This window comes from Melaminivora jejuensis, from assembly GCF_017811175.1.
GTDB classification, from domain to species: domain Bacteria; phylum Pseudomonadota; class Gammaproteobacteria; order Burkholderiales; family Burkholderiaceae_C; genus Melaminivora; species Melaminivora jejuensis.
The window spans coordinates 1-19,428 of the sequence record NZ_JACWIJ010000002.1; the positions used below are offsets into that span (position 1 = coordinate 1).

General features: G+C 66.4%; 9 protein-coding genes and 12 pseudogenes. 17 read left to right on the forward strand and 4 right to left on the reverse strand.

Annotated elements, in window-relative coordinates:
- The 4 pseudogenes from IDM45_RS00225 to IDM45_RS00240 all read left to right on the forward strand — a co-directional run.
- Positions 1–224, forward strand: a pseudogene (locus tag IDM45_RS00225) (branched-chain amino acid ABC transporter permease); the annotation flags it as partial.
- Between the two features lie 13 nt (positions 225–237).
- Positions 238–1,540, forward strand: a pseudogene (locus tag IDM45_RS00230) (branched-chain amino acid ABC transporter permease).
- Positions 1,537–2,325, forward strand: a pseudogene (locus IDM45_RS00235) (ABC transporter ATP-binding protein). The pseudogenes IDM45_RS00230 and IDM45_RS00235 overlap by 4 nt, the downstream one beginning before the upstream one ends.
- Position 2,326: 1 nt before the next feature.
- Positions 2,327–3,020 (forward strand): annotated as a pseudogene (locus IDM45_RS00240) (ABC transporter ATP-binding protein).
- Positions 3,021–3,031: 11 nt separating this feature from the next.
- On the opposite strand, the gene IDM45_RS18180 reads toward IDM45_RS00240, so the two are convergent.
- The 3 genes and pseudogenes from IDM45_RS18180 to IDM45_RS18190 form a co-directional block, all read right to left on the reverse strand.
- Complete coding sequence (locus IDM45_RS18180; protein WP_411828432.1) at positions 3,032–3,568, reverse strand: LysR substrate-binding domain-containing protein; 537 nt, start codon at positions 3,566–3,568, stop codon at positions 3,032–3,034.
- 37 nt (positions 3,569–3,605) lie between these two features.
- Positions 3,606–3,653 (reverse strand): annotated as a pseudogene (locus tag IDM45_RS18185) (hypothetical protein); the annotation flags it as partial.
- 101 nt (positions 3,654–3,754) lie between these two features.
- Positions 3,755–3,934 (reverse strand): annotated as a pseudogene (locus IDM45_RS18190) (LysR family transcriptional regulator); the annotation flags it as partial.
- A gap of 109 nt (positions 3,935–4,043) precedes the next feature.
- On the opposite strand from IDM45_RS18190, the pseudogene IDM45_RS00250 reads away from it, so the two are divergent.
- The 12 genes and pseudogenes from IDM45_RS00250 to IDM45_RS00300 all read left to right on the forward strand — a co-directional run bounded on the left by IDM45_RS00250 (position 4,044) and on the right by IDM45_RS00300 (position 15,939).
- Positions 4,044–5,006 (forward strand): annotated as a pseudogene (locus tag IDM45_RS00250) (MBL fold metallo-hydrolase).
- Between the two features lie 75 nt (positions 5,007–5,081).
- Positions 5,082–6,763, forward strand: a pseudogene (locus IDM45_RS00255) (FAD-dependent oxidoreductase).
- Positions 6,764–6,790: 27 nt separating this feature from the next.
- On the forward strand, positions 6,791–7,018 hold the full coding sequence (locus IDM45_RS00260) for a DUF2783 domain-containing protein (protein WP_209421147.1): 228 nt from the start codon (positions 6,791–6,793) through the stop codon (positions 7,016–7,018).
- A gap of 36 nt (positions 7,019–7,054) precedes the next feature.
- Positions 7,055–7,601: pseudogene (locus IDM45_RS00265) on the forward strand (VOC family protein).
- An 85-nt stretch (positions 7,602–7,686) separates the two neighbouring features.
- A pseudogene (locus tag IDM45_RS00270) lies at positions 7,687–8,698 on the forward strand (fumarylacetoacetate hydrolase family protein).
- A 25-nt stretch (positions 8,699–8,723) separates the two neighbouring features.
- Positions 8,724–9,749 (forward strand): TRAP transporter substrate-binding protein, encoded by a 1,026-nt coding sequence (locus tag IDM45_RS00275; protein WP_209421148.1) that lies wholly within the window; start codon positions 8,724–8,726, stop codon positions 9,747–9,749.
- Positions 9,750–9,865: 116 nt separating this feature from the next.
- Positions 9,866–10,411, forward strand: coding sequence for a TRAP transporter small permease (locus IDM45_RS00280; protein WP_209421149.1), 546 nt, complete (start codon positions 9,866–9,868; stop codon positions 10,409–10,411).
- Positions 10,408–10,617 carry a hypothetical protein gene (locus tag IDM45_RS18045; RefSeq protein WP_325168926.1) on the forward strand — a complete coding sequence of 70 codons (210 nt, stop codon included), beginning with the start codon at positions 10,408–10,410 and terminating at the stop codon, positions 10,615–10,617. Before IDM45_RS00280 ends, IDM45_RS18045 begins: the two co-directional genes overlap by 4 nt.
- A gap of 37 nt (positions 10,618–10,654) precedes the next feature.
- The gene (locus IDM45_RS00285; protein ID WP_325168927.1) at positions 10,655–11,728 is read left to right on the forward strand and encodes a TRAP transporter large permease; all 1,074 of its coding nucleotides are present in this window, start codon (positions 10,655–10,657) and stop codon (positions 11,726–11,728) included.
- 16 nt (positions 11,729–11,744) lie between these two features.
- Positions 11,745–12,397, forward strand: a pseudogene (gene maiA, locus IDM45_RS00290) (maleylacetoacetate isomerase).
- Positions 12,398–12,570: 173 nt separating this feature from the next.
- On the forward strand, positions 12,571–14,682 hold the full coding sequence (locus tag IDM45_RS00295; RefSeq protein ID WP_209421151.1) for a 3-hydroxyacyl-CoA dehydrogenase NAD-binding domain-containing protein: 2,112 nt from the start codon (positions 12,571–12,573) through the stop codon (positions 14,680–14,682).
- Between the two features lie 83 nt (positions 14,683–14,765).
- Positions 14,766–15,939: pseudogene (locus IDM45_RS00300) on the forward strand (acetyl-CoA C-acyltransferase).
- Positions 15,940–16,141: 202 nt separating this feature from the next.
- Here IDM45_RS00300 and IDM45_RS00305 read toward each other — a convergent pair.
- The gene (locus IDM45_RS00305; RefSeq protein ID WP_209421152.1) at positions 16,142–17,338 is read right to left on the reverse strand and encodes an MFS transporter; all 1,197 of its coding nucleotides are present in this window, start codon (positions 17,336–17,338) and stop codon (positions 16,142–16,144) included.
- A 221-nt stretch (positions 17,339–17,559) separates the two neighbouring features.
- On the opposite strand from IDM45_RS00305, the gene IDM45_RS00310 reads away from it, so the two are divergent.
- Positions 17,560–19,398 carry an acyl-CoA dehydrogenase gene (locus tag IDM45_RS00310; RefSeq protein WP_209421153.1) on the forward strand — a complete coding sequence of 613 codons (1,839 nt, stop codon included), beginning with the start codon at positions 17,560–17,562 and terminating at the stop codon, positions 19,396–19,398.
- Positions 19,399–19,428: the final 30 nt, after the last annotated feature.

A 19,428-nucleotide genomic window follows, 5' to 3' on the forward strand; every position in this document is an offset into this window, starting at 1 on the left:
TGGCCTCGCTGATCATCGGCGTCGTGCAGACCTTTGCCGTGGCGCTGGACTGGTCGGCTGCCGGCGCGCTGGCCGGCATGGGCATAGAGGTGGGCGAGCAGACCTTCGGCTGGCCGCTGCTCAAGCTCACGGTCTCGCAGGTTGCGCCCATCCTGCCGTATCTGTTTCTGGTGCTGATGCTGATCGTGCGCCCCCGAGGCCTGCTGGGCACACGCGAGGATTGAGAAGACCACTGCCATGACTGCATCCACCGTTTCTTCCGCGCAGGCCACCCCGCGCAATGTCGGCCGCATCGCTGCCTGGGGCTGTTCGCCCTGGCGCTGATCGCCGCACCCTACGTCTTCACCAGCAGCCTGGCGCTGACCATGCTGTCGCAGATCGGCTACCTGATCATCATCTGCCTGTCCTACAACATCCTGCTGGGCCAGGGCGGGATGCTCAGCTTCGGCCACGCCGTCTATACCGGCCTGGGCTCGTTCATCGCCATCCATGCCATCAACATGGCAGGCCGGGTGAGCTGCCCATCCCGCTGGTGCTGATGCCCATCGTCGGCGGCCTGGCCGGCGCCTTCTTTGCCGTGTTGCTGGGCTTCGTGACCACGCGCAAATCGGGCACGACATTCGCCATGATCACCCTGGGCATCGGCGAGCTGGTGGCCTCATGGCGCTGATGTTCCCCGAGTTCTTCGGCGGCGAGGGCGGCATCACCACCGACCGCGTCTATGGCCAGGGCTTCATGGGCATCAGCTTCGGGCCGGCCATCCAGGTGTACTACCTGATTGCCGTGTATTGCTTCATTTGCACGGCGCTGATGTATGCCTTCACCGGCACGCCGCTGGGGCGCATCCTGAACGCCGTGCGCGACAACCCTGAGCGCGTCGAGTTCATTGGCTACAACACCCAGCGCGTGCGCTGGTTTGCCTTCATCATCGCCGGCTTCTTCGCTGGCGTGGGCGGGGCGCTGGCAGCCATCAACTTCGAGATCGTCACGGGCGCCGACAGCGTCAGCACCATCCGCTCGGGCGGCTATCTGCTGTTCACTTTCCTGGGCGGCGCGGGCTTTTTCTTCGGGCCCATCATCGGTGCGGTGCTGCTGGTGTTTGCCTCGGTGCTGCTGTCCGAGCTGTCCAAGGCCTGGCTGCTGTACCTGGGCCTGGTGTTCCTGCTGATGGTCATGTATGCGCCGGCGGCATCGCCAGCCTGATCATGATGAACGTGCGCGTGGTGCGCTTTGGCCTGTGGCGCCGGCTGGCGCTGCCCTATCTGGGCTGGCCGTCTCGGGCCTGGTGGCGGTGCTGGGTGCGGCGGCCATGGTCGAGATGACCTACCACCTGCAGCTCAACGCCGCCATGGGCAGCGAGCTGGATTTCCTGGGCCGGCACTTGGATGCGGCCAGCACGGCCACCTGGCTGGGCGCCGGCGCACTGCTGGCGGTCGGCGGCGTGGCGCTGGAGGCCTGCCGGCGCGTCTTCGTGCGCCGCTGGAGCACCATCCAGGAGCACATCGAGCAGCAGTTGCAACGCACGGGGGTGGCGGCATGAGCACCAGTCAACAATCCACCGGGTACGCGCTGGAGCTGCGCGAACTGCGCAAGCTTTGGCAAGACCGAAATCATCCGGGGTGCCGACCTGGCGGTGCGCGCCGGTGAGCGCGTGGCCATCATCGGCCCAACGGCGCGGGCAAATCCACGCTGTTCAATTTGATCAGCGGTCGCTTTGCGCCCACCAGCGGCCAGGTGCTGCTGCACGGCGCGCGTATCGATGGCAAGCAGCCCTTCGAGATCAACCGCATGGGGCTGTCGCGCAGCTTCCAGATCACCAACATCTTTCCGCGCCTGTCGGTCTTCGAGAACCTGCGCTGCGGCGTGCTGTGGAGCCTGGGCTACCGCTACGCCTTCTGGCGCTTCCTGTCGCGCCTGAGGGATGCCAACGAGCAGGCCGAGCAACTCATGGTGCGCATCGGCCTGGCCCACAAGCGCGACGTGCTGGCCATGAACCTGACCTACGCCGAGCAGCGCGCGCTGGAGATCGGCATCACCATCGCCGGCGGCGCCAGCGTCATCTTGCTGGACGAACCCACCGCTGGCATGAGCACGACCGAGACGGCGCGCTTCATCGCCCTGATCCGCGAGGTCACCGAGGGGCGCACGCTGCTGACCGTGGAGCACGACATGGGCGTGGTCTTCGGCCTGGCCGACCGGATTGCGGTAGTGGTCTATGGCGAGGTCATCGCCTTCGACACACCCGAGAACGTGCGCGCCAATGCGCGCGTGCAGGAGGCCTACCTGGGTTCGGTGATTGCCGACCAGCAGGCGGAGGGGCATTGACATGCTGAAGATCGAGAACCTGCACGCCTACTACGGCAAGAGCCATGTGCTGCATGGCGTGAACTTCGAGGTGCGGCCCGGCGAGATCGTGGCCCTGCTGGGGCGCAACGGCTCGGGCCGCTCCACCGCCGCCAAGGCCATCATGGGCCTGGTGGACTGGCAGGGCCGGATCGACTGGAAGGGCGCCAACCTAGCCGGCAAGAAGGCTACGAGATTGCCCACCTGGGCCTGGGCTACGTGCCCGAGAGCCGCGATGTCTTCCCGAACCTGACGGTGCATCAAAACTGCTGCTGGGCCAGAAGGGCAATGGGCGCGGCAGCCGCTGGAGCGAGGACGACATGTTCGCCATGTTCCCGCGCCTGGGCGAGCGGCGCAACGTGCCGGCAGGCGTCATGTCCGGCGGCGAGCAGCAGATGCTGACCCTGTGCCGCACGCTCATGGGCGACCCCGACCTCATCATCATCGACGAGCCCACCGAAGGCCTGGCGCCGAAGATCGTCGAGCTGGTGGGCGAGTACCTGACCACGCTCAAGGCCAAGGGCATCTCGGTGCTGCTGATCGAGCAGAAACTCACCATTGCCATGACCATTTCCGACCGGGCGCTGGTCATGGGCCACGGCAGCATCGTCTTCGACGGCACGCCGCAGGAGCTGCGCGCCAACGCAGCCGTGCGCAAGGAGTGGCTGGAGGTCTGAACGCAGCCGCTTCAGGCGGGCCGCCCGGAGCCTTGCAGGCGCTGTTGCAGAAACTCCAGAAAGCCCTGGGCAGCCGGCGACAGCGAGCGCGCGCGCCGGGTGAAGATCCAGAAAGAGCGCTCGACCACCGGCTCGCCGACGGGCCGCATGACCAGCCCGTACTGCTCGACCAGCGTGCGCGCATAGGGCATGCACAGCGTCAGACCCAGGCCGGCGCGCACCAGGGCCAGCGCCGTGGTCATGAAGGTGACCTGGGTGAAGGCCTCCTTGTTCAGGTCGCGCGCGGCCTCGCCCACGTCGCTGACCAGCAGCTCGGTGAACTGGCCCTGCAGCGTGATCATGGGCTGGCCGCTCAGGTCGCTCCAGAGCAGGCGCCGGCGCCGGGCCAGCGGGTGCCCGGGCGGCAGCCCGCCATGAAGGGCAGGCGGAACAGCTGCTCGGCCTGGATGTCGGAATTGGTCTGGCGCTCCGGCCCCAGGCCGATGTCCACCTCGCCCGAGAACACCCGCGCATGACGCTTTCCACGGCGCAGTCCACCACGCGCAGATGCACGCTCGGGTGCTGCGCGTGAAAGTCCGCCATGACCTCGGGCAGCAGCGTGCAGGCCAGCAATTGCGGCACGGCCACGCGCACGCTGCCGCGCGCCAGCGCTTGAGGTTGCCGACCTCGCTGATCACGCCCTCCAGGTCGTGCAGGATCTTCTCGATCTGCGGGTATAGCTCGCGCCCGGTCTCGGACAGGCGCAGGCGCCGCGTGCTGCGGTCGAACAGGCGCAGGCCCAGCTGCCCCTCCAGCTCCTTGATCAGCGAGCTGAGCGCCGACTGCGTGAGAAACAGCCGTTCGGCGGCCAGCGTGAAGCTGCCGGTGTCAGCCACGGCGACGAAGGCATGGAGCTGGCGCAAGGTGACATTCATAAGGTAATTCTATAAATCGATCATTAAAAAGCGTTTGCCTGATAAATGCAAAGGCGGTTTAATTCCGACCAATCAGTCGTTTTTACCTTTGCTACAGGAGTACCGCGTTGTGAGCGAGAAGAAATTTGCCTCCCATGCCGATCTGGAAGAGAAAAAAATCAGCTGGGAAAAACTCAGCGACAACGCCTATGCCTATACCGCCGAGGGCGACCCAACACCGGCGTCATCATCGGCGACGACGGCTGCATGATCATCGACGCCACGGCCACCCCGTGGCCGCCCAGGGTGTCATCGCCAAAGTACGCGAGATCACCGACAAGCCCATCAAGTACGTGGTGCTGACGCACTACCCACGCCGTGCGCGTGCTGGGCGCGTCGGGCTATACGGACGAAGGCCTGGAGCAGATCATCGCCAGCCGCGACACCTACGACCTGATCGTCGAGCGCGGCCAGCAGGACATGGACTCGGAGATCGGGCGCTTCCGCGCCTGTTCCAGGCGGTGGAGAGCGTGCCCGGCTGACCTGGCCGACCATGACGTTCGAGGGTGAGATGGCCGTCTGGCTGGGCAAGCTGGAGGTGCGCATCAAGCAGATCGGCCGTGGCCACACCAAGGGCGACGCCATCGTCTATATCCCCCAGCCAGAACATCTGCTTCTCGGGCGACCTGGTCGAGGCCGACGCCGCCTGCTATACCGGTGACGCCTACCTGGCCGACTGGCCGCAGACGCTGGACAACTTGACGGCCATGAACTTCGACAAACTGGTGCCTGGCCGTGGCCCGGCGCTGCTGACGCCCGATGCCGTGAAAAAGGCCTGGCCTACACGCGCGATTTCGTCTCGACGCTGTACACCAGCGCCCAGGAGGCCGTGGCCCAGGGCATGGATCTCAAGGCCACCATGGCGCACACGCGCAAGAACATGGATCCGAAGTTTGGCCATGTCTTCATCTACGAGCACTGCCTGCCTTTCGACGTGACGCGCGCGCATGACGAGGCCAGCGGTATCCGCGACCCGCGCATCTGGACGGCTGAGCGCGACCAGCAGATGTGGCACGCCCTGCAACAGGATTGATCATTCAAAATCATAGCTGCTACCGCTTGCTGGTAAAGGGTTTCAGCCTGTTTTGACCAAAATGGAGGAGACGCCATGCTCAGTACCTACACCTATCCCAAGTTCGAGTACACCTGCCCGCCGGAGCTGCAAGGGCAGGGCGACGGCCACCATCCGGTGATCGTGATCGGCGCCGGCCCGGTCGGCCTGTCCATGGCCATCGACCTGGCGGCGCAGGGCCAGCGCGTGCTGCTGCTGGACAACGACGACACCGTGTCCATCGGCTCGCGTGGCGTGTGCTATGCCAAGCGCGCGCTGGAGGTGCTCGACCGCATGGGCTGCGGCAACCCCTGCGTGGACAAGGGCGTGTCCTGGAACGTGGGCCGCACCTTCTTTCGCGAGGGCGAGGTGTTCAACTTCAACCTGCGCCCGCAGGAGGGCCACCAGCGCCCGGGCATGGTCAACCTGCAGCAGTACTACCTGGAGCAGTACCTGGTCGAGCGCGCGCGCCAGTTGCCCAATCTGGAGCTGCGCTTCAAGAACAACGTTATCGGCGTCAGCCAGGACGAGCACAAGGCCACGCTGCGCGTGGAGACACCCGACGGCGCCTACACCCTGACCTGCGACTGGCTGGTGGCCGCCGACGGCGCGCGCTCGCCTGTTCGCCAGATGCTGGGCCTGGACATCGAGGGCAAGATCTTCATGGATCGTTTCCTGATCGCCGATGTGGTCATGGCCGCCGACTACCGGCAGAGCGCTGGTTCTGGTTCGACCCGCCCTTCCACCCCAACCAGTCGGTGCTGCTGCACAAGCAGGCCGACAATGTCTGGCGCATCGACTTCCAGCTTGGCTGGGACGCCGACCCCGAAGCCGAGAAAAAACCCGAGCGCGTCATCCCGCGCATCAAGGCCATGCTGGGCGACGAGCGCGAGTTCGAGCTGGAGTGGGTCAGCGTCTATACCTTCCAGTGCCGGCGCATGGGACAGTTCAACCATAACCGCGTGCTGTTCGTGGGCGACGCCGCCCACCAGGTCTCGCCCTTCGGCGCGCGTGGCGCCAACAGCGGCATCCAGGACACGGACAACTTGGCCTGGAAACTCAAGCTGGTCATCGACGGCAAGGCGCCGGCGGCGCTGCTGGACAGCTATAGCAGCGAGCGCTGCTACGCCGCCGACGAGAACATCCAGAACTCCACGCGCTCGACCGACTTCATCACGCCCAAGAGCGCTGTGAGCAAGGCTTTCCGCAACGCCGTGCTGGAGCTGGCGCAGGACTACCCCTTCGCCCGCGCGCTGGTCAACTCGGGCCGGCTGTCAGTGCCGTCGTGGCTGGTGGACTCGCCTCTGAACACACCCGACACCGACACCTTCGCCGGCGACATGGTGCCCGGCGCGCCCATGGACGACGCGCCGGTGGCCGGTGGCCGCACCGACTGGCTGCTGGGCCATGTGGGCGGACAGTTCCAGCTGCTGTACTACGTGGACGACGCCAGCGCGCTGGACGCCGCCCAGGCGCAGGAGCTCGCCGCGCTGGCGCACGACACCATCGGCGTGCAGGCCATCGTTGTCGCCCAGCGCGGCACGGCACCCGCACCGCTGGCCACGCTGCTGGACGCGCAGGACGCCATCCGCCAGCGCTACGACCTGCAGCCGGGCAGCTGCTACCTGCTGCGCCCGGATCAGCACGTGGCCGCGCGCTGGCGCAACTTCGATGCCGCGCAGGTGCGCGCCGCCGTCGCCCGTGCCACTGCCAATGTCCCGGCCACTGCCGCCGCCTGAGAGCAAGAGGTTTCGCCATGCAAAGAGATGCCATGCCCTGATCACCCAGCCAACCTGTACGAGAGCGGCCAGCGCTATTTCCAGGCCTATACGCCCGGCGACGATTTCTACGAGGCCCTGATCGAGACCCACCAGGGCTTGACGGACGAGCAGAGCACGGCGGTGAACGCCCGCCTGATCCTGCTGCTGTCCAACCACATCGGCGACATCGGCGTGCTGCGCGAGGCCATGCGCATCGCCCGGGGCAATTTCTGAATTCCCGACCCGCAGACAACACCCAAGGAGACCATCATGTCCATCGTTCGTGGCGTCCACCATGTCGCCTACCGCTGCAAGAATGCCAAGGAGACCGTCGAGTGGTACAAGAAGTACCTCGACATGGATTTCATCCTGGCCATTGCCGAGGATGAAGTGCCCTCGACCAAGGATCCGGATCCGTACATGCACATCTTCCTGGATCTGGGCGGCGGCAACATCCTGGCCTTCTTCGAGCTGCCCACCAAGGACGAGATGATTGCGCCGTCCGACGCCAACACGCCGTCGTGGACGCAGCACCTGCGCTCAAGGTCGATTCGGTCGAGGCCATGATGGCCGCCAAGGCGCGCATGGAGGCCGATGGCGTGGAAGTGCTCGGCCCCACGGATCACACGCTGTTCCAGTCCATCTACTTCCGCGACCCCTCGGGCCACCGCTGGAGCTGGCCGCCGACACCACCACGCCCGAGATGGCCCAGGCGCTGGACAAGGTCAAGTGGGAGATGCTCGACGAGTGGGATCGCACCAAGAAAGCCCCGCAGCACGCCCGCTGGATGCACGACGGCACCGGCAAGCCCAGCTGAGCAGAGCTCCCGCAGTCCAATTACCCCCGACCCTCTGCAGCGCCCGCTGCAGGGGCACCAGTTTTTTCGAGAAAGACGCTCTTCCATGAAACTCGCCACTCTCCAGCAAGGCGGCCGCGACGGCACCCTGGTCGTCGTCAGCCGTGACCTCACGCGCCAGCGTGCCGTTCCTGCCATCGCCCGCACCATGCTTGCCGCGCTGGACGATTGGCACAACGTCGAGCCGCAGTTGCGCCAGGTCTATGAGGCCTTGAGCAGCGGCGCCATCGAGGGCGAGGCTTTCGACGAGGCCGCCTGCCACTCGCCGCTGCCGCGCACCTGGCAGTGGGCCGATGGCTCGGCCTACATCAACCACGTCGAGCTGGTGCGCCGCGCGCGCAATGCCGAAGTGCCCGAGAGTTTCTATTCCGACCCGCTGATGTACCAGGGTGGCAGCGACGGTTTCATCCCGCCGCGCGGCGATGTGGTGGCGCGCCCGGAGTGGGGCATCGACTTCGAGGCCGAGGTCACCGTGGTCACCGGCGACGTGCCCATGGGCGCCAGTCCTGCCGAAGCGGCCAGGCCATCCGCCTGGTCATGCTGGTCAACGATGTGTCGCTGCGCGGCCTGATCCGGCGGAGCTGGCCAAGGGCTTTGGCTTCTTCCAGTCCAAGCCGGCCAGCGCCTTCAGCCCCGTGGCCGTCACGCCCGATGAGCTGGGCGAGGCCTGGAGGGACGCCAAGGTGCATCTGCCGCTGCTCGTGCATCTGAACGGCGAGCTGTTCGGCAAGCCCAATGCCGGCGTGGACATGACGTTCGACTTCGGCCAGCTCGTGGCCCACGTGGCCAAGACGCGCAGCCTGTGCGCCGGCTCCATCGTCGGCTCGGGCACGGTGTCGAACAAGCAGGGCAACCTGTGGGGCTCGTCGATCGCCAATGGCGGCGTGGGCTACTGCTGCCTGGCCGAAGTACGCACCTACGAAACCATCGAGCAGGGCAAGCCCAGCACACCCTTCATGCAGCATGGCGATGTGGTGCGCATCGAAATGTTTGACGCCAGCGGCCAGAACATCTTCGGCACCATCGAGAACCGCGTGGATACGGCCAAGGCGCCCTGAATCCCCATTTTCCGGAAAGATCCCCATGAGCAAGCATTTCCTGACCGCCCTCGCCCTGGCCGCCGCCAGCCTGGCCGCCCATGCCCAGCAGCCTGTTGTGCTGAAGGTGGCGCATTTCTGGCCGCCCACCGCTATGAGCCAGCAAAAGGTGCTGGAGCCCTGGTGCGCAAAAATAGCCAAGGAATCCAATAACGAGTTGCAGTGCCAGATCTACCCGGCCATGCAGCTGGGTGGCACGCCGGCACAGCTGATTCAGCAGGCCATCGACGGCGTGGCCGACATCGTCTGGACGCTGCCCGGCTATACGGCAGGGCGCTTCCCGTCCATGGAGGTCATGGAACTGCCCTTCCTGACCAAGGACGCCGAGGGCGGCAGCCGCGCCGCCTGGGAGATCTATGAAAAATACGGCCAGAAGGACTTCGCCGGCGTCAAGCCCCTGGCCTTCAACGTACACGACCGTGGCCAGATCCACAACAACAAGCGCCCCATCACCAAGGTGGCGGACTTCCGTGGGCTGAAGATGCGTGCGCCCACGCGCCTGACCAACAAGATGGTCGCCGCCCTGGGCGCCACCCCGGTGGCCATGCCCATGCCGCAGACGCCCGATGCCGTCTCCAAGGGCGTGGTCGATGGCTACGTGCTGCCCTGGGAAGTCATCCCGACCATGAAGCTGCATGAGATGACCAAGTACCACTCGGAGATCAGCGCGCCGCAGCCGGGCCTGTACACCACGCTGTTCACCATTGCCATGAACCAGGCCAAGTACGACAGCCTGCCGGCCCACTTGAAGAAGGTGATCGACGCCAATTCTGGTGCCGATTTCTCGGCTTCCATCGGCAAGGCCTGGGACGAGTCGGCGCCGCCGGCGCGCAAGCAGGCGCAGGAGCGCGGCAACCAGTTCAACACCATCGGTGCCGCCGAGGTCGAAGGCTTCCAGAAGGCCACGGCGCGCGTGACCGAGGACTGGATCAAGGAAGTCACACCCAAGGGCTACGACGGCAAGGCCATGGTCGAGATGGCGCGCAGCCTGTCGGCCAAGTACGCCAAGTAAGCCGCTCGCTGCAGCGCAGCAACAGCGCAGCGCACCGCCCGTGGCAGGTGTGCGCCAGCGGTGCCTGCCGGCCGGGCGCCGCCTTTTCTCCTTTCACTCACCCATAGGCTGAAACCATGGCCGAAGTCTTCACCGCGCCCGACGAAGGCGTGCCGCCGCCGGCTGCGCCGCAGGATGCGCTGGGCCGCTTCCTGCTGGCCTGGGCCCAACTGTCGGCCCTGGGCGGCGTCGTGCTGCTCGCGCTCGTATGCTTGCTGTCCACCTGGAGCGTCCTGGGCCGCGCGCTGTTCGATTCGCCCCTGATGGGCGACGTGGAAATGGTGCAGGTCGCCTGCTCGCTGGCCATCTCGTCCTTCCTGCCCTACGCGCAGATGAAGAACGCCCATGTCATCGTGGATTTTTTCACGCACAACGCTGGCCCGCGCCTGCGCGCCGTGCTCGATCTGCTGGCCGCCCTGCTGCTGGCTGTGGTCGCAGCCTGGCTGACCTGGCGCAGTGCCGTCGGCGCCTGGGATACCTATCTGTCGGGCGAGACCTCCATGATCCTGGGCTGGCCCCAGTGGTGGGCGCACCTGACCATCGCGCCGGGCTTTGCGCTGCTGTCGCTGTGCGCGCTCTACACCGCCTGGGGCCGTCAGCAGATCCTGCGGGGGCTGGCATGAGCGGGGTGACGATTGGCTTCCTGATGGGCGCGCTGGTGCTGGTGCTGCTGGTGCTGCGCGTACACATCGCCATGGCCATGCTGGTGGCTGGCGGCCTGGGCTATGCCATGGTGTCGGGCTGGGGCCGCTGGGCAGCTACGTCAAGACGATGGCTTTTGCGCGCTACTCGGTCTATGACCTGTCGGTCGTGCCACTGTTTCTGCTGATGGGCAATATCGCCTCGCGCGGGGGCTGTCGCGTCGCTTGTTCCAGGCGACCAACGCCTTTCTGGGCCACTGGCGTGGCGGCGTGGCCATGAGCGCCGTGGGCGCCTGCGCCGGCTTTGGCGCGATCTGCGGTTCGTCGCTGGCCACGGCGGCCACCATGGGCCAGGTGGCGCTGCCCGAACTGCGCCGCTACCAGTATTCGCCGGCCCTGGCCACGGGTGCCCTAGCCGCCGGCGGCACTCTGGGCATCCTGATTCCGCCCTCGGTGGTGCTGGTCATCTACGCTGTGCTGGCCGAGCAAAACGTAGCTGCCATGTTCATGGCCGCACTGCTGCCGGGCTTGCTGGCCATGGCCGGCTACATGGTGGCCATTGCCATCTATGTGCGCGTGGTGCCCGGCAGTGGCCCGGCAGCGCCACGCATGAGCTGGCCCGAGCGCTGGAAGACGGTGCGCCAGGTCTGGCCCATCGTGGCGGTGTTCGTCACCGTGATCGGCGGCATCTACGGCGGCATCTTTACGCCCACCGAGGCGGCGGCCATCGGCACCATGGCTACCGGCGCGCTGGCTGTCATTACCCGCGAGCTGACCTGGAAGGGCCTGACACAGGCGGCTTTCGATACCGCCTCTGCCACGGCCATGATCTTCCTGATCCTGCTGGGTGCCGACCTGCTCAATGCCTTCTTTGCCCTGTCGCAGATGCCCACGGCAGTGGCGCAGTGGGTCTTGACCGCCGGCCTGTCGCCCATGCTGGTGCTGCTGGCCATTATCGTGATCTACCTGGTGCTGGGCTGCGTGATGGACAGCCTGTCCATGATCCTGCTGACCATCCCGATTTTTCTGCCCATCGTCATGGGCATGGACTACTGGGGCCTGAACCCCACCGACAAGGCCATTTGGTTCGGCGTGCTGGCGCTGATGGTGGTGGAGATCGGCCTGATCACGCCGCCCGTGGGCATGAATCTGTTCATCATCAACAGCCTGGCGCGCGACGTGCCCATGAAGGAAACCTACCGCGGCACCGTGCCCTTCATCGTGTCCGACCTGCTGCGCACCGCAGTGCTGGTGCTGGTGCCCGGCCTGTCGCTGTGGCTGGTGCATTTACTCAACTGACGCAAGCGCTCCTGTCATGCTCAAGCTTTATTCCTATTTCCGCAGCTCCGCCGCCTACCGGTGCGCATCGCGCTGGCGCTCAAGGGCCTGCCCTATGAGACCGTGCCGGTGCATCTGCTCGCAGGCGGTGGCCAGCAGCACGCTCCGGCCTACCGCGCCACCAACCCGCAGAGCCTGGTGCCGGCATTGCAGGACGGCCAAGGCGGGGCGGTGCTCACGCAGTCGCTGGCCATCATCGAATATCTGGACGAGGCCCACGGCGGCGCGCCGCTGCTGCCTGCCGACTCCCTGGGCCGGGCGCGCGTGCGGGCATTGGCCCAGGCCGTGGCCTGCGACCTGCATCCGCTGAACAATCTGCGCGTGCTGCGCTACCTCAAGCACGAACTGGGCGTGAGCGACGCGCAAAAGGACGCCTGGTACGCGCACTGGGTGGGCCTTGGCCTGTCGGCCATCGAGGACATGCTGGCCGCCAGTCCGGCCACTGGGCGCTTTTGCCATGGCGACGCGCCCGGCCTGGCCGACTGCTGCCTGGTGCCGCAGGTCTTCAATGCCCGGCGCTTCAATTGCCGGGTGGAGGACTATCCGACCATCGCACGCATCACCGCAGCCTGCGAGGAGCTGCCGGCATTCCAGGCGGCAGCGCCAGACAGGCAGCCGGATGCGCAGTGAGGCTGGCGCGCTGGCCGGCTGAAATGACGGAGGGCGCCGGTGGCGCTCTTTTTTGTTGCACCCCGGCAGCTTTGTCCCACTTGGGACAAACGCCTCTGGCGCCGTGTCGGCCTCTGCCTACAATGGAAAATCGCACGATCGTACTTTTCCAACTCTGACAAAGGAAGACCCGCATGAGCGCTGACTACCAGGTACACGGCGATGTTGCCGTGATCACGCTGAACAATCCGCCTGTCAACGGCCTGGGGCTGTCCACCCGCCGGGCCGTCGTGCAGGGGCTGGAAAAAGCCCAGGCCGACGAGCAGGTCAAGGCCATTGTCATCACCGGAGCCGGCGGCGCCTTCTCCGGCGGTGCCGACATCACCGAGTTCGGCACCGACCGGGCCCTTGCCGAGCCCAATCTGCACTCCGTCATCGCCGCCGTCGAGCAGTCCGCCAAGCCGGTGGTGGCCGCCATCCACAGCGTGTGCATGGGCGGCGGGCTGGAGCTGGCCCTGGCCTGCCATTACCGCGTGGCCGCGCCCGGCTGCAACGTGGCGCTGCCCGAGGTCAAGCTGGGCCTGCTGCCCGGCGCCGGCGGCACGCAGCGCCTGCCGCGCGTGCTCGGCGTGGAGGCCGCGCTGAACATGATCGTCAGCGGCGAGGCCGTCAAGAGCGAGTTCATCGCCTCCGTGCCCGGCCAGAAGCTGTTCGACAAACTGGTCGATTCGCCCGAAGGACTGGCCGAGGGCGCGCTGTCGTTTGCGCGCGGCGTGGCCGATGAACATGCCAAGGGTGGCCCGCTGCCGCTGGTGCGCGATCTGCCGTGCAAGCACCCGCAGGGCGAGGCCTATTTCCAGTTCGCCCGCAACATGGCCCGAGGTATGGCCAAGAACTTTCCCGCGCCGGCCAAGTGCGTCGATGCCGTGGAAGCCGCCACCAAGAGCAGGAAATTCGACGACGGCCTCAAGGCCGAGCGCGACCTGTTCCTGCAGCTGATGTGGACGCCCGAGTCGCGCGCGCTGCGCCACCTGTTCTTTGCCGAGCGCGCCGCCAGCAAGATCCCGGACGTGCCCGCCGATACCCCGAAGCGCGACGTGAAGAAGGTGGCCATCATCGGCGCCGGCACCATGGGCGGCGGCATCGCCATGAATTTCCTGAATGCCGGCATCCCGGTGGTCATGCTGGAGATGAAGCAGGACGCGCTCGATCGCGGCGTGGGCATCATGCGCAAGAACTACGAAGCGCAGGTGGCCAAGAAGAAGTTGAAGCAGGACAAGTACGAGCAGCGCATGGCCCTGCTGTCCACCACGCTGGACTACGCCGACCTCAAGGACGCCGACCTGGTCATCGAGGCCGTGTTCGAGGACATGGGCGTCAAGGAGCAGGTCTTCAAGAAGCTCGACGAGGTCATGAAGCCGGGTGCCATCCTGGCCTCCAACACCTCCACGCTGGACTTGAACCAGATCGCCAACTTCACCCGCCGCCCGCAGGACGTGGTGGGCCTGCACTTCTTCAGCCCGGCCAACGTCATGAAGCTGCTGGAAGTGGTGCGTGGCGACGCCACCGCCAAGGATGTGCTGGCCACCGTGATGGCCGTGGCCAAGAAGATCCGCAAGACGGCCGTGGTCTCGGGCGTGTGCGATGGCTTCATCGGCAACCGCATGATCGAGCAATATGGCCGCCAGGCGGGCTTTTTGCTTGACGAGGGCTGCACGCCGCAACAGGTGGACAAGGCCATCGAGAAGTTCGGCTTTGCCATGGGGCCGTTCCGCATGGGCGACCTGGCCGGCAACGACATCGGCTGGGCGATCAGGAAGCGCCGCGCCGTGGAAAAGCCCGGCATGAAATACAGCAAGACGGCCGACCTGCTGTGCGAGATGGGCCGCTTCGGCCAGAAGGTGGGCAAGGGCTGGTACGACTACGTGCCCGGCAAGCGCGACGCCATCCCCAACGCCGAGGTCGAACAGATGGTCGCCAAGCACCGCGAGAGCCTGGGGCTTGCGCCGCGCAAGATCAGCGACGAGGAAATCGTGCAGCGCCTGGTGTATTCGCTGGTCAACGAGGCCGCGCACATCCTGGAGGAAGGCATCGCCAACAAGGCCAGCGATATCGACGTGGTCTACATCTTTGGCTACGGCTTCCCGGTGCATCGCGGCGGCCCTTTGAGCTACGCCAACGAGGTCGGCCTGTTCAACGTCGTGCAGGCGATGAAGCGCTTTGCCCAGAACCCGCAGGACGACGCCGCCTTCTGGCAGCCTGCGCCGCTGCTGCAAAAGCTGGTGGGCGAGGGCAAGCAATTTTGAGGTTGAGCGTTTGGCGTTGAGCGTTCAGCGCTCGACGCCAACCTGCGAAACGCACAACCCACAACGCACAACAGGAATTTGAAATGACCTCTGCAGTGATCGTCTCCACCGCCCGCACCCCCCTTGCCAAGAGCTGGAAGGGCGCTTTCAACATGACCCACGGCGCCACGCTGGGCGGCCACGCCGTGCGCGCTGCCGTCGAGCGCGCCGGCATCGAGCCGGCCCTGGTCGATGACGTCATCATGGGCTGCGCCAACCCGAGGGCGCCACTGGCATGAACATCGCGCGCCAGATTGCGCTGATGGCCGACCTGCCGGTGACCACCTCGGGCATGACCATCAACCGCTTTTGCTCCTCGGGCCTGCAGACCATCGCCACCGCCAGCCAGCGCATCATCGCCGGCGAGGGCGACGTGTATGTCGCTGGCGGCGTGGAGAGCATCTCCTGCGTGCAGCAGGAGATGAACATGCACATGATCTTCGACCCGGCGCTGAAGAAGAAAAAGCCCGAGATCTACTGGTCTATGTTGCAGACCGCCGAGCAGGTAGCCCAGCGCTACGGCATTGGCCGCGACGCCATGGACGAGTACGGCGCCGCCAGCCAGCAAAAGGCCTGCGCCGCGCAGGCTGCCGGCTTGTTTCAAGATGAGATTGCGCCCATCGAAGTCACCATGGGCGTGGCTGACAAGACGCTGGGCCTGATCACCAAAAAGGTGACCGTCTCCAAGGACGAGGGCACGCGCGAGGGCACGACCTTCGAGGGCATCCACGGCCTGCGCTCGGCGCTGCCGGGCGGCCTGGTGTCTGCCGGCAACGCCAGCCAGTTCTCCGACGGCGCCGGTGCCTGCGTGGTGGTGAGTGAGGAGTTCGCACAGAAAAATGGCCTCAAGCCCCTGGGCCGCTTCCTGGGCTTTGCCGTGGCCGGCTGCGAACCCGACGAGATGGGCATCGGCCCGGTCTTTGCGGTGCCCAAGGTGCTCAAGAAGCTCGGCCTGAGAGTTGAGGACATCGACCTGTGGGAACTCAACGAAGCCTTTGCCGTGCAGGTCATCTACTGCCGCGACAAGCTGGGCATCCCGCTGACCGCCTGAACGTCAACGGCGGCGCCATCGCTCTGGGCCACCCCTACGGCGTGTCCGGCCAGCGCCTGACCGGCCACGCGCTGATCGAGGGCAAGCGCCGGGGTGCCAAGCGCGTGTGCGTGACCATGTGCATCGGCGGCGGCATGGGCGCGGCCGGGGTGTTCGAGGTGCTGTAAGCACAAGCACGCTGGGCCTCCTGGACACTGGGCGCAACAGGCCCCGGTGTCCTCCACGCCCCGCGCAGGCTCAACGCCTGCGCGGGTGTTTCGCTTTAAGTTTCGCTTTAATTTTGATAGCTATCAGCGCTTGACTGGCAAGGGTTGGGGCCACTTTTCATCATGATTGGGCGGCGCCTGCAGGCTTTAGGCGCCGGTGATGTCAGGTGCGGGTGCGTGGATGCGCCTGGAATCGCCAGCCGGCCACGCCGCCCATGACCACCACTGCGCTGCAAAAGCACGCCAGCGCCACGTTCATGCCCCAGCGGTCGGCGATCCAGCCGATGCCCAGCATGGGCGCCATCGAGCCCAGGTAGCCCACGACCAGGTAGGTCGACAACAGGCCCGAGCGGTTGTGCGGCGTGGCGATGCGGTTGATCATGGTCATGCCGGTCAACATGCACAGCGCATGGCCTAGCGCCGTCAGCAGCACGCCGCTGAAAAACAGCACGGTGCTGGCCGCCAGCAGGTTGAGCAGCAGCAGGGCGTTGCTCGCGGCCAGCGCCGCCATGCCGGCAAAGCCCGCCCAGCGCACCGGCATGTGCCGCGCCAGCAACTGAAGGCCCGAGGAGGCGAACAGAATCAGCGCCACGGCCGTGCCGCTCACCACCGGGCCATGCCAGGGGATCATCTGATCCAGGAACAGCGGGAGCATGGACGCATACAGGCCAAACACCCCAAAGGCCACGAAGGGCAGGGCGCAGGTCAGCACGAACACGCCCGAGTCCGCAGCCGCAGGCCAAGTCAGCCGGGGAACGATGTCGGCCCACACCGCCCGGCGCTGGGGCGTGCCGCCCTCGTGGACATGCTCGCGCACTTGGCGCAGGCCCACGATGCCCAGCACGGCCAGCACCAGCGTGGGCAGGTAGGCGGTCACCAGCGGCGCCGGCGCCCACTGCCCCAGGATGCCGCCCATCAGCGGCCCGACCCCGAAGCCGAAGGCGATGAGGATGCTGCTGAGCATGGCCATGCGGTGGCGTTTTTCCGGTGGCGCCACCTGCAAAAAGCCCAGCGACGCGCTCGTGGTGACCATGCTGGAGGCCGCCCCGACGATGAAGCGCCCCACAGACAGCGACACGGCGTTCCACGCCAGCAGGGACACCAGCGTGCCCAGCCAGATCGCCGCCAGGGCCCAGGCCATCGTCGTCTTGAAGCCCAGCACATCCGGCAGCCGCCCGAACAGCAGCAGGGCGCACAGCGCGCCGCCCATGTAGATCACGTAGATCAGCGAGACCTGCACGGTCTGCAGGTGCCAGGCCTCCTGGTACAGGCCGTACAGCGGGCTGATCAGCGCCGTGCCCATCACCCCCACGACCATGGCGAAGCTGAGCAGGCAAAGAGACCGGAAACCAGGGGACATGCAAGAAACACCAAGAGCAGCAGCGGCGCTGCAGGAAGGGAAAAGGACAGGGCGGGGCCACGGAGCCAGGCGGGGCGCGGCGGATGAACGGGCAAGACGCGTATTGTGCTCATGGCTTGACCCAGGCCGGCCCTTGCCCTGCTGGCCCTCGCCGGGGCTGCACTGGCTGGCGTCACCCAGCGGACAGCCACTGGCGCTGGCGGCCTCCCATAATTTCCTGCATGACCACCCCTTTGCGCACCACCCTCGACTTCCTGCTGCACGACTGGCTGCAGGCCTGCAGCCTCACTGACCGTGAACGCTTCGCCGACCATTCGCGCGAGACGTTCGACGCCGTGCTCGATACCTGCGAGCGCATCGCGCGCGAGAAATACGCGCCCTTCAACCGCACCGTGGACACGCAGGAGCCGCAGTTCGACGGCGAGAAAGTCATCCTGCCGCAATGCACCCATGACGCCCGGCGCGCCTATGCGGACAGCGGAATGCTCAGCGCCGCGCAGGACTATGCCCTGGGCGGCATGCAGCTGCCCTACGTGGTCGAGTCGGCGGCCAATGCGTTCTTCGGCGTCGCCTCCATCAGCATCGGCTCCAACTTGCTGACCACCGGCAACGCCAACGCCATTTTGGTGCATGGCACGCCGGCGCAGCAGCAGGTCTTTGCCGCCAATGAATTCAATGGCCGCTGGGCCGGCACCATGTGCCTGTCCGAGCCGCAGGCCGGCTCGTCGCTGTCGGACATCGCCACGCGCGCCGAGCCCGATGGCGCCGATTTTGCCGATGACCCGCTGGGCCCGCGCTACCGCCTCACCGGCAACAAGATGTGGATCAGCTCGGGCGAGCATGAGCTGACGGAAAACATCGTGCATCTGGTGCTGGCCAAGATCCCCGGCCCGGATGGCCGCCTGGTGGCGGGCACGCGGGGCATTTCGCTGTTCATCGTGCCCAAGCAGCTGGTCGATACCGAGGGCCAGCTCACCGGCGAGCGCAACGACGTGGCCCTGGCCGGCCTGAACCACAAGCTGGGTTGGCGCGGCACGACCAATACGCTGCTGAACTTCGGTGAGGGCAGATACCCGGTGCGCGGCGGCGCGGGCGCCATCGGCTACCTGGTAGGCCAGCCGGGCGAGGGCCTCAAGTGCATGTTCCACATGATGAACGAGGCGCGCATCGCCATCGGCATGGCCGCGACCATGCTGGGCCTGGCGGGCTATTACGCCAGCCTGGACTATGCCAAGACCCGCCTGCAAGGCCGCCCGGTCGGCGCCGGCGGCAAGGATGCGACCCAGCCCCAGGTGCCGCTGATAGCGCACGCCGACATCAAGCGCATGTTGCTGGCGCAAAAGAGCTGGTGCGAGGGCGCCCTGGCGCTGAACCTGTACTGTGCGCGCCTGGTCGATGAGGGCCGCACGGGCGAAACCCAGGCCGCCGCCAACGCCCGGCTGCTGCTGGAGGTGCTGACCCCGATTGCCAAGAGCTGGCCCAGCGAAAACTGCCTGGAGGCCAACAGCCTGGCCATCCAGATCCACGGCGGCTACGGTTACACGCGCGACTTTCCCGTCGAGCAGTACTGGCGCGACAACCGCCTGAACATGATTCACGAGGGCACGCACGGCATCCAGGCGGCCGACCTGCTGGGGCGCAAGGTGGTCATGCAGGGCGGCGCCGGCCTGACGCTGCTGGCCGAGACCATCAGCGCCACCATGGAGCGCTCGCGCCAGCACAAGGCGCTGGCCCCGTGGGCCGACCAGCTGGCCGTGGCGCTGCAGGACGTGCTGGCGGCCACGCAGGCGGCCTGGGCGTCGGGTGATCCGCAGGAGGCGCTGGCCAACGCCGTGCCCTACATGCAGGCCTTTGGCCATATGGTGCTGGCCTGGGTCTGGCTGGACGTGGCCGCCAGCGTGCTGGAGCGCGACCCGGCGCTCCACGATGCCGCCAATGCTGGTCGCATGGGCGCAGCGCGCTACTTCTTCGGCTACGAGCTACCGCGCATCACGCCCTGGCTGGCCGTGGCGGCGCGGCGCGACATGACCTGCGCGCAGATGGCGCCGGACATGTTCTGATGCTGGGTGGCCGTCTTTCTACAATCGTCC

Excerpts from the sequence above, each read along its gene's own strand:
- IDM45_RS00260 (WP_209421147.1), top strand. The coding sequence starts at position 6,791 with ATGCCATGCCCTGATCACCCAGCCAACCTGTACGAGAGCGGCCAGCGC.
- IDM45_RS00275 (WP_209421148.1), top strand. The coding sequence starts at position 8,724 with ATGAGCAAGCATTTCCTGACCGCCCTCGCCCTGGCCGCCGCCAGCCTG.
- IDM45_RS00280 (WP_209421149.1), top strand. The coding sequence starts at position 9,866 with ATGGCCGAAGTCTTCACCGCGCCCGACGAAGGCGTGCCGCCGCCGGCT.
- IDM45_RS18045 (WP_325168926.1), top strand. The coding sequence starts at position 10,408 with ATGAGCGGGGTGACGATTGGCTTCCTGATGGGCGCGCTGGTGCTGGTG.
- IDM45_RS00295 (WP_209421151.1), top strand. The coding sequence starts at position 12,571 with ATGAGCGCTGACTACCAGGTACACGGCGATGTTGCCGTGATCACGCTG.
- IDM45_RS00305 (WP_209421152.1), bottom strand. The coding sequence starts at position 17,338 with ATGTCCCCTGGTTTCCGGTCTCTTTGCCTGCTCAGCTTCGCCATGGTC.
- IDM45_RS00310 (WP_209421153.1), top strand. The coding sequence starts at position 17,560 with ATGACCACCCCTTTGCGCACCACCCTCGACTTCCTGCTGCACGACTGG.